Origin of the sequence: Croceicoccus sp. Ery5, from assembly GCF_020985325.1 — a bacterium.
Lineage (GTDB): Bacteria > Pseudomonadota > Alphaproteobacteria > Sphingomonadales > Sphingomonadaceae > Croceicoccus.
In genome coordinates, this window is sequence record NZ_CP087587.1 from 1,404,058 (window position 1) to 1,417,257 (window position 13,200).

13 protein-coding genes are annotated in these 13,200 nt (G+C 57.6%); 12 read left to right on the forward strand and 1 reads right to left on the reverse strand.

The genetic code is table 11. The features are described 5' to 3' along the window. Window positions 1-25: 25 nt before the first annotated feature. The 7 genes from LOZ74_RS06510 (at window position 26) to LOZ74_RS06540 (ending at window position 7,075) form a co-directional block, all read left to right on the forward strand. A complete protein-coding gene (locus LOZ74_RS06510; protein WP_230293364.1) occupies window positions 26-331 on the forward strand; it encodes a conjugal transfer protein TraD in 306 nt (101 codons plus the stop codon). A gap of 22 nt (window positions 332-353) precedes the next feature. After that, a complete protein-coding gene (locus LOZ74_RS06515) occupies window positions 354-575 on the forward strand; it encodes a conjugal transfer protein TraD (protein ID WP_230293365.1) in 222 nt (73 codons plus the stop codon). 136 nt (window positions 576-711) lie between these two features. Next, window positions 712-3,528: a DNA methyltransferase gene (locus LOZ74_RS06520; RefSeq protein ID WP_230293366.1), complete on the forward strand. Its 2,817-nt coding sequence runs from the start codon at window positions 712-714 to the stop codon at window positions 3,526-3,528. Then, a complete protein-coding gene (locus LOZ74_RS06525; protein WP_230293367.1) occupies window positions 3,525-4,547 on the forward strand; it encodes an SIR2 family protein in 1,023 nt (340 codons plus the stop codon). The genes LOZ74_RS06520 and LOZ74_RS06525 overlap by 4 nt, the downstream gene beginning before the upstream one ends. Before the next feature lie 9 nt (window positions 4,548-4,556). Further along, window positions 4,557-6,308 carry an ATP-binding protein gene (locus LOZ74_RS06530; RefSeq protein ID WP_230293368.1) on the forward strand — a complete coding sequence of 584 codons (1,752 nt, stop codon included), beginning with the start codon at window positions 4,557-4,559 and terminating at the stop codon, window positions 6,306-6,308. Between the two features lie 369 nt (window positions 6,309-6,677). Further along, window positions 6,678-6,884 carry an AlpA family transcriptional regulator gene (locus LOZ74_RS06535; RefSeq protein ID WP_067673162.1) on the forward strand — a complete coding sequence of 69 codons (207 nt, stop codon included), beginning with the start codon at window positions 6,678-6,680 and terminating at the stop codon, window positions 6,882-6,884. Further along, window positions 6,881-7,075: a helix-turn-helix domain-containing protein gene (locus LOZ74_RS06540; protein ID WP_230293369.1), complete on the forward strand. Its 195-nt coding sequence runs from the start codon at window positions 6,881-6,883 to the stop codon at window positions 7,073-7,075. The genes LOZ74_RS06535 and LOZ74_RS06540 overlap by 4 nt, the downstream gene beginning before the upstream one ends. A gap of 259 nt (window positions 7,076-7,334) precedes the next feature. Here LOZ74_RS06540 and LOZ74_RS06545 read toward each other — a convergent pair whose 3' ends face one another. Further along, window positions 7,335-8,234 carry a LysR family transcriptional regulator gene (locus LOZ74_RS06545; protein ID WP_230293370.1) on the reverse strand — a complete coding sequence of 300 codons (900 nt, stop codon included), beginning with the start codon at window positions 8,232-8,234 and terminating at the stop codon, window positions 7,335-7,337. Between the two features lie 93 nt (window positions 8,235-8,327). On the opposite strand from LOZ74_RS06545, the gene LOZ74_RS06550 reads away from it, so the two are divergent. From LOZ74_RS06550 to LOZ74_RS06570, 5 genes are all read left to right on the forward strand, one after another. Continuing rightward, window positions 8,328-9,440, forward strand: a complete 1,113-nt coding sequence (locus tag LOZ74_RS06550) for an S-(hydroxymethyl)glutathione dehydrogenase/class III alcohol dehydrogenase (protein ID WP_230293371.1) — start codon at window positions 8,328-8,330, stop codon at window positions 9,438-9,440. Window positions 9,441-9,478: 38 nt separating this feature from the next. Further along, complete coding sequence (locus LOZ74_RS06555) at window positions 9,479-9,871, forward strand: VOC family protein (protein WP_230293372.1); 393 nt, start codon at window positions 9,479-9,481, stop codon at window positions 9,869-9,871. A gap of 52 nt (window positions 9,872-9,923) precedes the next feature. Continuing rightward, complete coding sequence (locus LOZ74_RS06560; RefSeq protein ID WP_230293373.1) at window positions 9,924-10,316, forward strand: VOC family protein; 393 nt, start codon at window positions 9,924-9,926, stop codon at window positions 10,314-10,316. Beyond that, the gene (gene fghA, locus LOZ74_RS06565) at window positions 10,313-11,152 is read left to right on the forward strand and encodes an S-formylglutathione hydrolase (protein ID WP_230293374.1); all 840 of its coding nucleotides are present in this window, start codon (window positions 10,313-10,315) and stop codon (window positions 11,150-11,152) included. Before LOZ74_RS06560 ends, fghA begins: the two co-directional genes overlap by 4 nt. 177 nt (window positions 11,153-11,329) lie before the next feature. Beyond that, window positions 11,330-13,177, forward strand: a complete 1,848-nt coding sequence (locus LOZ74_RS06570) for a hypothetical protein (protein ID WP_230293375.1) — start codon at window positions 11,330-11,332, stop codon at window positions 13,175-13,177. Window positions 13,178-13,200: the final 23 nt, after the last annotated feature.

Sequence of the window (13,200 nt, forward strand, 5' to 3'; positions counted from 1 at the left end):
ATCACACCAACGATGGAGACAACATATGCGCAAGCCCCGCGATTTTGATTCGGAACTGAAGGCCCTTGCCGACAAGGCAAAGCAGTTGAAGGAACGCCGTGTGCGCGATCTTGGCGCGCTGGTCACGGCAACCGGAGCCGATGCGCTCGATGCCGATGTGCTGGCGGGCGTGCTGCTCGACGCTGTCGCCAATACCGACAAGGCAATCGGGGAGGGCTGGCGCAAGCGCGGCGCGGCCTTCTTTCAGGGCAAGCCACGCGACACTGCGAGCGGACCTTGCCAGCAGCCGGAAGGTACTCTCCCGCTCGACGGCGGCGCGGCATCGGCTTGAGGCGGCAAAGGCACGAACCGACATGCGCGAATGGCAGGTTAAACGACGCGAGCGGACGCGGCAACTGATCGAACTGGGCGGCCTGGTCGCCAAAGCCGATCTGGTCGAGCTGACCGATGACGACCGCGCCACGCTCTACGGCGCGTTCCTCACCGTTGCCGCCAAGCTGCGCGGGCCTGATGGTGCGCAGGCGCTGGTGCTGTTCCGGCGCAGGGGAAAGCGGGCGTTTGAGGCGGAGAAGTAGAGCGGAAAATCTTACTCGATGGCGAAGCTATGGGTTGGAATCAGAGAGGTTTAACTGCGTCGCCCGGTCCCCATCCAATCATGACACGGCAAAATCAGCTAGCGAGGCACATCATTTTCGCTTTACACCTCTCATCATGCGATTGAACTGGAACGAAATACGAGTCCGTGCTGCCAAGTTTGCAAAGGACTGGGCAGATGCTCACTATGAAAAGGGCGAGACACAGAGTTTTTACAATGAGTTTTTCGAGGTGTTTGGCGTTCAGCGTCGCCGCGTTGCGGTATACGAACGGCAGGTCAAAAAGCTCAACAACAAGCAAGGTTTCATTGACCTGTTTTGGCCGGGGGTACTACTGGTTGAACAAAAGAGCGCGGGGCGCGATTTAGCTAAGGCGCGACTACAGGCGGACGAATACTGCCTTGGCCTGAAGCCAAACGAGTTTCCACGATACGTCCTCGTAAGCGATTTCCAGACCTTTGAGCTTTTCGACCTGGAAGAGCAAACCGAGGTTGAGTTCACACTTTCCGAGCTGCCAGAAAAGGTAGAACATCTGGGTTTCATCATTGGCGTTCAAAAGCGGACGTTTAGTGACCAAGACCCGGTCAACATTGATGCTTCAGAACTCATGGGCAAAGTCCATGATGCTCTGGAAGAGTCAGGCTACGCTGGTCATGATCTTGAGCAGTTTCTGGTTCGATTGCTTTTTTGCCTCTTTGCCGATGACACCGGCATATTCGAACCGAGAGGAATTTTTGAGACTCTCATCAAAGACCGAACCGCGGAAGACGGTTCTGACCTGGGGCAGTGGATTTCGCAGCTATTCGATGTTCTGAATACGCCAGAAAACGAACGATACAAAACCCTCGACGAAGACCTGGCTGAATTCCCCTACGTTAATGGCGACCTCTTCGCCGCTCGATTGCCCATCCCATCCTTCGACAGTGAGATGCGAAAAGTTTTCATCGAGGCCTGCGAGTTCTCTTGGGATGCAATCTCGCCCGCAATTTTCGGCTCATTGTTCCAGTCGGTGATGGACAGAGAGGAGCGTCGCAAGCAAGGCGCTCACTACACGACTGAAAAGAACATCATGAAGGTTATTCGACCTCTTTTCCTCGACGGGCTGCGTGAAGAATTTGAACGCATCAAATCTCGGAAGACTCAAAGGCAAAAATTGCTGCGCGAGTTTCAGGACAAGCTAGCCAGTCTGAAACTATTCGATCCTGCCTGCGGCTGCGGAAACTTCCTGATTATTGCCTATCGTGAACTTCGCCAGTTGGAGCTTGAAGTTCTCATTGAGATGCGAACTGATCAGCAGCTTACGCTCGATGCGATCAATCTCTCGAAGGTCGATGTAGACCAATTTCACGGGATCGAAATTGGCGAGTTTCCAGCTCGGATAGCTGAGGTTGCGATGTGGATGATGGACCACATCATGAACAATCGTCTTAGCCTCGAATTTGGCCAGATATATGTGCGAATTCCGCTGCGGAAATCTCCACACATCGTTCATGGAGATGCGCTCGAAACAGATTGGAACGACGTTCTTGCAGCGAAGGTCTGCTCGTATGTGCTGGGCAATCCACCCTTTATAGGCGCAAAGTATCAGTCGGACGAACAAAGAGAGCAGGTGCGTCGGATCGCTGCCCTAGGGAAAAGCGGTGGCACACTGGACTATGTTTCTGCCTGGTTCCTGAAGGCTGCTGACTATGTACAAGATACCGAAGCGCAGGTTGGCTTTGTCTCAACCAACTCGATCACTCAGGGAGAGCAAGTGGCACAACTCTGGCCGTCGCTATTCCAAAAGTTCAAACTTGAAATCACCTTCGCCCACAGGACCTTTGCATGGGGATCGGATGCGCGAGGTAAGGCGCATGTTCATGTGGTGATTATTGGCCTTGCCGGGAGAAAGAATGCTCCAACAGATCGTCGGCTTTTCTCCTATGACGATATCAATGGCGAACCGCTGGAGAGCAAACATGCTGCGATAACAGCCTACTTGTTCGATGCAGGTAGTTTGCAAGACCGACACCTTGTGGTTCGAGAAACCAGCAAGCCACTCAATGGCCTCGCTAAACTCGTTATCGGTTCCAAACCTATCGATGGTGGGTATTTCATTATGTCGCGTGAAGAGCGGGATGAGCTGATAAAGACTCATCCGCAAGCGAAGGATCATGTTCACCCCTACATCGGCAGCCGCGAGCTCCTGCATGGGGAAGAACGTTTCATCATGAATTTGGCAGATGTCCCGCCGACCGTCCTGAAATCTGTGCAGCCATTCAGGGATGCGATAACCAATGTGAGAGCATATCGGCAGGGCAAGATCGCGGCCAAAGGAAAAGCACTAAACAAGATAAAAAAGCCCGGCATATCATCGTTGCAGCTAGCTGAAACGCCTCGGAAATATCACGTAACGGTTGTTCCTGAGGTACCGTTTCTCGTCATTCCGAAAGTAAGCTCAGAGCGCCGAGAATACGTTCCGATTGCCTATTTGTCTCCGCCAACGATTCCGAGCGACCTTGTCTTTGTGCTTGGCGAAGGTGGCAAGCAAGCTTTTGCTCTACTGACGTCGGCGATGCATATGGCTTGGATGCGAGCTACAAGCGGACGGTTGGAGAGCCGGTATCGCTACGCTATCGGCCTCGTCTACAATACCTTCCCGCTGCCTGCAAAAATGCCCGCTAAGGGCAAGCTCGATCCGCTGGTAGATGCGGTGCTGTCGGCAAGAGCGAAGCACCCAGATACGTGTTTGGCTGATTTATATGATCCAGACCTGATGCCCTCCAATCTCAAGAAGGCTCATGCAGCATTGGATCATGCGATAGACCGCCTTTACAAGCCATCAGGTTTTAAGTCTGAGCGAGAGCGGGTCGAATACTTGTTCCAGCGATACGAAAAGATGATCGCACCGCTGGTAACACAGGCCAAGCCCAAGAGAAAACGCTCCAAGAAATGACACTAGAAAAAGTCCAAAAACTGGCTTTGGCCTGCTTCCAAGGGGTGCCTACCATTGTGCTCGGTAGTGGAGCATCAATGCCTCATGGACTGCCGAGCATGGGTGCGCTGAGTACATTCCTCAACGACAATCTCTTGACCGAGGACGAAGTAGAAGAAGATGCGTGGCTTGGAGTGCGGCGGGACCTTGCGGCCGGAGATCACCTTGAAGGAGCATTGGAAGGCAAGAATTTGCCGCCGTCACTTATCGACAAAATAGTCCGTCTGACGTGGAAATGTGTCAACCAAGATGACGAAAAAGTGTTTGAAGCTTCGTTGAATGGCGGTGCGTTCCCGCTTGGACAACTACTGCGAGGCCTGTTCCAGAGCACGCATACCACACTTAACATCGTCACGACCAACTATGACCGTGTAATCGAATACGCCTGTAACTCTGTCGATATACTTTTCCAAACCGGCTTCACACCTGGTTATCGGCAGAAATGGGAAAGTGGTGCAAACCAGCTGCGCTTTCAACATGGTGCGAAAGCGGCTCGGGTTGTGAAAATCTGGAAGGTTCACGGTTCATTAGATTGGTTTGCGACGCCGCAAGGCTTGCCGATAGGGATTCCAACTTATCGATTGCCTGAAGGAGTGCTTTCTCCGTTGATCGTGACGCCAGGTTTAAACAAGTACGAAAAGATCACCGAGGATCCGTTCAGATCAACCTTCAATGGGGCAGACGAAGCTTTGCAGAAGTCGGGCGCGCTCCTTTGCGTTGGCTATGGCTTCCGGGACAAGCAACTGCACCCAAAAATTGAACAACGCTGCCGTGAAGGAAATATCCCCGTTGTTGTGTTGGCTCACACTCTCACCGACGAGGCAAAGGATTTTTTGAAAAACCGGGCGGGAAACAACTATTTGGGTTTGGAATATTCAGACGCTGGGAGTAAAATATTCACCGCTCAGGAACCTGATGGCTTTGAAATCGAAGAAGAAGATATCTGGTCATTGGATGGCTTCAATAAACTTGTAACTTAGGCAGAGAACATGGCGATTTTCGATTTCGGTGACGGCGAAGCTCTCGGTAGCGTGATTTCGGTCGACACCGCAGCTGTTGTAGTAAGGGTTGACGATCTCGACAGGCTCAAGCGACTTCAGGTCAATCGCCTAGTAGTTCTTCAGAGCAGCCGGCCCGGTCAGCACCTGATCGGCGTCGTTGCGAAGATAACCCGCAAGCCCGATGATCGTGATCTGGAAGGGATGGAGGAGTCAGATGCTGACCTTGTTCCCAACGAGAACAACCTTGTCCGCATAGCCCTAATCGGCACCCTGATTGACAAGGAGGGGGAGCGGGAGAACGTCTTCCGTAGAACATTGGAGACCGTCCCAGAGATCGATGCGAATTGCTTTTCTCTCGAAGGTGACCGCCTGACCAACTTCATGCAGGTAATATCAGATGTGCAGGTGGATGGCCCAAAGCTCTCCCTTGGTCATTTCACATTGGACGATGCAGCGATTGCCTACCTCAACGGCAACAAGCTGTTTCAGCGTCATGCCGTGATTGTGGGCAGCACTGGGTCTGGCAAGTCCTGGACCACAGCTCGCCTGCTCGATCAGATTGCAGAGCTGCCACAGGCGAATGTGGTCCTTTTCGATATTCATGGCGAATATCGTCCACTTCAAAGCGATGCATTTCATCATCTCAAGATCGCGGGACCATCGGATATTGATAGCGGTAGGGGGCTGGGTGATGGCATTTTGCATCTCCCCTATTGGTTGCTGGGTTACGAAGCTTTGGTTTCGATGTTTGTGGATCGGAGCGATCAGAATGCACCTAATCAGTCGATGGTGATGACCCGCACCATTACGGACGCAAAGAGATCTGCGCTGAATGTAAAGGACCATGCGGACATTCTGGCGAATTTCACCATCGATAGCCCAGTCCCGTTCGACTTGGACGCGGTGTTGGCAGAACTGAGCAGACTAGACACCGAACGCGTGCCTGATGCTCGGGGTAAACCGGATGGAAAGGCTGGCGATTTCAATGGAAAGTTGAGTCGTTTGATCCAAAGATTGGGCGCTAAGCGGCAAGATCGACGTTTGGCTTTCCTCTTCCGGCCCCCAGCGGAATGCATGGAAATGGCTTGGCTCGGAAAGATGGTTCACACGATTTCAGCCGGGCGTGGTGCCCAAGAAGAAGGGACCGGTGGTATTAAGATCATCGACTTTTCTGAAGTTCCGTCGGACATTCTTCCTCTCATGGTTAGCTTACTGGCACAGATACTTTTTTCTTCCAGCCTTTGGACAGAACGGGAGAAGCGTCATCCGATCGCCATGATGTGCGATGAGGCGCATCTTTATATTCCTGAGCGCGCTCAAGCGGACAGCTCCGACTCAGTCGCGGTTGAGATATTCGAACGCATCGCCAAGGAGGGACGCAAATATGGCATAGGCTTGGTTGTGATTAGTCAGCGACCGTCCGAGGTCAATCGGACTGTGCTCAGCCAATGCAACAACGTCATTGCGATGAGACTGACAAATGGTGACGATCAGAGTGTCATTAGGAGGCTCTTGCCTGACAGTCTTGGCGGCTTTGGCGACCTTCTTCCTGTGCTCGATACGGGCGAAGCCCTAGTCGTGGGGGACGCTAGCCTGCTCCCCACTCGAGTTCGGATTTCCGAACCGGCGATGAAACCAGACAGTCAAACAGTGGCGTTCTGGGAATGCTGGAATGAGGATGATCCGAAATCGGATACCGAAAAGGCTGTGTTGTCATGGCGCCGCCAAAGCATCCAATAGCTGAAGACACAGCCTAGGGGGCCTCTCCGGCGACGGAGGTTGCGGCAGTTGGCGAGGGACAACGCGCGATCTCGAACTGCACTGTGCTCGATTCGCGCAAACTCCGGCACCGTTGGCGCAGAAATCCTTCTTTGCCGTCGCAATTCCGCGCGCTTTGATCGCAGGATATGGCAGCGTGAGAAAAGTCTCATGATCGGAGGCGACTGAGAAGATTGTCCGTGAATGTCTCTAGCTGTCCATAGACGTTTCAAATCACGCAAACCGCTGAAGTTTCGCCCGAATTCGATTTTAGACTGACACTTGCATTGCACAAGAATGTTCTCATTATGTTCCATGGAGGGGCTGCCAATGTCAATGTGAGAACGCCCAATGTCTAATACTGAACGCATCATCCGCTTGAAGACCGTGCTCGACCGCACCGGCCTTTCCCGCTCCACAATCTATCGCAAGATCGCTGAAGGCACTTTTCCTTCACAGGTGAAGATCAGCGTCCACGGCGCAGGCTGGCATGAGTCAGCAATCAATCGCTGGATTGCCGATCCTGCGCATTATCGTGAAGAGGAGCCGGCAGAATGAGCGGCCAGCTACCTGTCGAGCCGATCTGCGTCCGGGTCAATGACGCCGCCCGCATGATCGGCGTTGGCCGAACAAAACTCTACGAGTTGATTGCCAACGGCGACCTTGAGACAGTCAAGCTCGGCAAGGCAACGCGCATCACGACCGCCAGTCTGCACAATCTGGTTGAGCGGCATCGGGCAATGAACTGACCACGCCGCCAACTTGTAATTGGACAGTGTCAGCACGTGCAATTATGCTGCACTCAGTCGCTCCGCGAACCGCGTTTTTATTCAGCTTCTCGGCCAAAACGCTGAACCGAACCACCGTTAAATGAACGAAAATGTGGGGGAGAGTGTGGGGGAGGCCTCCCGCTCATTCCAAGAACGGGATTGATATCAAAGCGTTATTTTTCCGGTTCGATTCAAGCCCTGCCACCACCGGAGCGGCCCGCAGGCCAGCGTTCTGCCTTCACCCGTCCAGCATGGTCTGCAGCCGCGTGCGCAAATGGCTCACCAGTCTCGTCACCTTGGGTGCCAGCTGGCGACGGGCGGAATAGACGGCCCAGATCGGCTCGTCCTCCGGCTTTTGATCGTCCAGCACGGACTGCAGCCGTCCTGCGGCAAGATGTTCGCCCACGTAAAAGGCGGGAATCTGGCATATGCCCATGCCCGCAAGGCACGCGTCGAGCAGCGAAGACCCTGAATTGCATTTCCACCGTCCGTCGGGCCGCCAGGTCTGGCCATAGCGGAACTGCCACTGCGAGGCGGAGCCGGTGAGGCATTCGTGTGCCGCCAGATCGGCGATCCGCGCGGGCTTGCCCTGGTGCGAGATATAATCGCGCGAGGCGACGGTAATCAGCTCGCGCTGGGCGACGCGGGTGGCGATCAGGCGGGAATCTTCCAGATGACCGGTGCGCACGGCCAGATCGTACCCGCGCCCGGCGATATCGACGACATCGTTGTCGAGGTCGATTTCCACCTGAACACCCGCGTGTATCTGGGCGAATTCGCGCAAAAGGGGCGAAATGAACCGCTCACCCAGCGCATAGGAACAGGTAACGCGCAACAGGCCGAACGGCTCGTTATGCTGGATGAGCGCGGCAATCGCTTCCTCGCGCTCTTCGACCAGCCGCTGGCATTGGGCAAAGAACACGCGGCCACTTTCGGTTAGGTAAAGAGAGCGCGTGGTGCGGTTGAACAGGCGTGTTTCCAGCCTTTGTTCCAGCCGCCCGATCGACCGGCTCATATGCGTGACCGATGCGTCGAAGGCCCGTGCGCCTGCGGTAAAGCTGCCGGCGCGGGCAACCGCGACAAATTCCTCGATACCGTCCCAGCCAGAGATCATGGAAGCGCCCGTGATTATTGCCATATGGGGATAATGCTTTGCAGATATCGCGCTTTATCACCATCCGGTTCGATGTCTATGATGCACCAAAGCCGTTCGTTCGATTGGAGCACACATATGAAAACCCGCGCTGCCGTAGCTTTCGAGGCGAAAAAGCCCCTCGAAATCGTCGAAGTCGATCTGGAAGGCCCGAAGGAGGGCGAGGTTCTGGTCGAGATCATGGCGACGGGCCTGTGCCACACCGATGCCTATACGCTGGACGGGCTGGACAGCGAGGGGCTGTTCCCCTCGATCCTTGGCCATGAAGGCGCCGGCATCGTTCGCGAAATTGGGCCGGGCGTGACCAGCGTAAAGCCCGACGATCACGTCATCCCGCTCTACACCCCCGAATGCCGCCAGTGTAAATCCTGCCTGTCGGGCAAGACCAACCTGTGCACCGCGATCCGCGCCACGCAGGGCAAGGGGCTGATGCCCGACGGCACCAGCCGCTTCAGCTATAAGGGCGAGATGATCCATCACTATATGGGCTGCTCGACCTTCTCGAATTTTACCGTCCTGCCCGAAATCGCGGTGGCCAAGATCCGCGAAGACGCTCCGTTCAAGACCAGCTGCTACATCGGCTGCGGCGTCACCACCGGTGTCGGCGCGGTGACCAACACGGCCAAGGTGCAGGTGGGCGACAATGTGGTCGTGTTCGGCCTTGGCGGCATTGGCCTCAACGTCATTCAGGGCGCGAAGATGGCAGGCGCGTCGAAGATCATCGGCATCGACCTCAACCCCGACCGCGAGGAATGGGGCCGCAAGTTCGGCATGACCGACTTCCTCAACACCACGGGCATGAGCCATGACGACATCGTGCAGAAGGTCGTCGCCATGACCGACGGGGGCGCGGATTACACCTTTGACTGCACGGGCAACACCAATGTGATGCGCACCGCGCTGGAAGCATGCCATCGCGGCTGGGGCGAAAGCATCATCATCGGCGTGGCCGAAGCAGGCAAGGAAATCAGCACACGCCCGTTCCAGCTGGTCACCGGCCGCGTGTGGAAGGGCACGGCATTCGGCGGTGCGAAGGGCCGGACCGATGTGCCCAAGATCGTCGACTGGTACATGAACGGCCAGATCGAGATCGACCCGATGATCACCCATGTCTTGACCCTCGAGGAAATCAACAAGGGGTTTGACTTGATGCATGCGGGCGAGAGCATTCGCAGCGTGGTCGTTTACTGATAGCAGGCGGGCAGCCAACACAAAAAGGGATGCCCGCCATGCTAAGCCATGTTCTGGTCGGATCGAACGATCTGGAGCGTTCGAAAATCTTCTATGACGCCGTTCTGGGCGTGCTGGGCGCGGGCGAGCCGGTTCGCCATGTGACCGATCAGGGCAAGGCGCGCTATTTCTATCGCGCGCAGGGCAGCATGGTAGGGATTTGCGAACCGATCGACGGCGAACCCGCGACCCACGCGAATGGCGGGACGATCGCCTTTCATTGCGGATCGCCCGAACAGGTGCAGGCGTTCCACGATGCGGGCGTCGCGGCGGGCGGCACGTCGATAGAGGACCCGCCGGGACCGCGTGCGGGCTCGTCGGGGGCGGTCTATCTCTGCTATCTGCGCGATCCTGACGGCAACAAGCTGTGCGGCATTCACCGCCCCGCCTGACCGCCCAGCCTGACCGACCCGCCTGACCGCTGCGAAGATCCGGAGACACTTAATGTTCAGCCACATCCATATCGGCAGCAACGACACCGCCCGTGCCAAGCGTTTCTATGACGCGTTGATCGGCGCGCTGGGCGGCGGGGAAGGGGTAAAGGACCCCGACCGCGACCGCTATTTCTATAGCCACGAAGGCGCCTTGCTGATCGTGGGCGCACCGCTGGACGAAAAAGAAGCGACCGTCAGCAACGGGTCGACCATCGGTTTCCGCGTCGACAGCCCAGAACAGGGCGCCGCATGGGTTCGGGCGGGGCTGGACCATGGCGGCACGCTGATCGAGGATGCGCCCGGCATCCGCGACCGCGGTGCGCGCGGGCAGATTTATCTCGCCTATCTGCGCGATCCCGACGGGCACAAATTATGCGCAATGAAATTCATGGAGCCGAAGTGACACTCGAAACGATATCGCTGAACCGCAGCCACGGCGGCATGCAGGGCGTCTTTAAGCATCAGAGCGAAGCGACGGGGACAGAGATGACATTCTCCGTCTTCGTGCCCGACCATGCCGAAGGGGCGATGCTGCCGGTGCTGACCTATCTGTCGGGTCTGACCTGCACCCATGCCAATGTGACCGAAAAGGGCGAATATCGCGCCGCCTGCGCGCAGCACGGCATTATGTTCGTCGCGCCCGATACGTCCCCGCGCGGCGACGATGTACCCGATGACGAAGCCTATGACTTTGGCAAGGGCGCAGGGTTCTATGTCGATGCGACGCAGGAGCCATGGGCCACGCATTTCAACATGCGCCGCTATGTCGAGGAGGAATTGCCCGCGCTGATACAGGCGCATTTCCCCGCCGATATGGCGCGGCAGGGCATTACCGGCCATTCGATGGGCGGGCATGGCGCGCTGACCATATCGCTGCGCAATCCAGGGCGGTTCCGTTCGACCAGCGCGTTCGCGCCGATCGTCAGCCCGCTGAACTGCCCGTGGGGCGAAAAGGCGCTGACAGGCTATATCGGGCCCGACCAGGCCGCCTGGCGCGACTATGACGCCTGCGCCCTGATCGCGGACGGCGCGCGTCTGCCCGATCTTTTGGTCGATCAGGGGACGGCGGATAATTTCCTTGAAGACCAGCTGAAAACCGGCCTGCTGGAACAGGCGGTAACCGCCGCCGGAATGAAGGCCGATATCCGGATGCAGGCGGGATATGACCATTCCTATTACTTCATCTCGACCTTTATGGCCGACCATGTCGCATGGCATGCCGCGCGGCTGAAAGGCTGACGCTTTTCTCCCGCCAAACGCTTCGCCGCGCCTTCCCCACGTCAGAGCCGATCGGGGGAGGCGCGTTAATCCCAAATTTACCCAATTCCCCAATGCCATGCCCCATGCGACGGGCCAAGTTCGGGATCTGGTCCGCCGCGATCTGGCAACAAATCGCACTTGCGAAGGGCGGGGTTCATGGCGAACGGTCGAGGGATGTTGTTACTGGCAGGAACGGCGCTGGTCTGTCTGGCCGGCTGCGGAGGGGGCGAGGCCGGAACCGAGGGGGTCGCCTCTGTCCCCGTAACCGCCGCGCCCGCGCCCGGCCCGACGCCTGCGCCTTCACCGGCACCCACTCCGACACCGGCCCCCGCACCGGCGCCTTCACCTTCGCCTGCACCTGCACCGGCCCCCACGCCCAGCCCGACGCCCGCCAGCACGCCGTCGGGTACGATGGCCCTGGGCGCGGCGACGCATTTCAGCCAGGGTTGGCAGCTCGACACCATCGACCGGGCTGACGATCTGTCCATCGCCCTGCTGCGCGACGGTCAGGAATGGGATCAGGTCGAGCTGACGAAGGGCAAGCTCGATTTCACCGGCGCGACGTCGAAGAAGCTTGAGGCGGCCTGCGCGCGCGGCAAGAAATTCCTGTTGGTCGAAATTCCGGTCAACCCGCACTACGACGGCGGGAAATTCGTCTATACCCCCGCCGCGCGCGCGGCATTTGCGAAATATCTGCGCGCGGTGGCCGATCATTTCGGCACCTGCATCTCGGGCTTTGAAATCGGGAACGAGATCAATGGCGGCGGCGGCCTCGGCCTCAGCTATCCGGCGGGTTACGATCTGGAGGACACCTATATCGCGCTGCTCAAGGATATCGACGCGGCCATGGGGTCAAGCCATCCCCATATCCGCATCCTTGGCGGTTCGACCAATATGATCGGTACCGGCTATCTGGAGAAATTCTTCGCCGCAGGCATGCTCGATTATGTCGATGGCGTCGCGGTGCATCCCTATTCGGGCTATTCCTATGGACTGCCCATGGAAATCGCGCGGCTGAAACAGGCGATGCGCGACCACGGGAAAGAGGTGGAGATCTGGGCATCCGAATTCGCCCACGACCATCCCGACCAGAAACTTGCCGCATCCGAAGGGATCAAGTCGATCACGCTGATGGCCGCCGCCGGTGTCGACGCGGCGGTGTGGTATGCCCTGTTCGAGGAGCGCTGGTTCCCCAACCTGGGCCTGTTCGACGGATCGGCCATCAAACAGCAGGGCCGCGCCGTCCGGCTGGCGGCCAGCAAGCTGTTGCCCCATGGCAATCCGGTCAAGCTGAACACCGGCGATCCGGGCCTGTTCGCCTTTCGCTATGGCAAGGGTGCGACCATCGTATGGGGCACGCCGCGCACCATTCGGGTGGAAGGGGCGAGCGAGGCCTTTGACGCCTATGGCAACCGCCTGCCGTCGACCACGCAGATGCAGGTGTCGGACGTGCCGGTCATTTTCGTCGGCGGTAATATCAGCGATCCGGGGTCGAGCAATGTACTGGCCGATACGCTGCTGCAATTCGGCACGGGCGACTGGAAATATTTCGCGCGCGGACGCGATGGCGGGATGGACCCGCTGACCTACAAGACCCAGTGGTATGGCAGCGATTTGCGCAGCGCGTGGGATGCGGTTCTGTCGATGGGGCCTGATGGCGCGGTGCCCGCCCGCGATGGCAGCGATCCGCTGCGCGCCCTGTGGCAATGGCAGACCGACAAGCCTGTCTCGGTCACGGTCACTGCCTGCTTCCACAAGCGTGAGGACGGCGGCGACGGTATCGACCTTGCGATCGACCATAACGGCAAGGCGGCGGCGACCAAGATCCTGACGAACGGGCAGACGCAGATCAGCGCCGACATCGATCTGGCGGCGGGCGACAAGATCATGGTGTCGGGCGGGCCGAACCAGACATGGGGCAATGATGCGTTCGGCATGCGCGCAAAAGTGTTCAAACGGGGCACCGCCAGCGCCGTCGACTGCCCCAGCTGGCGCAAGATCTGATGCGATCTCGGGGCCGGTCGCAA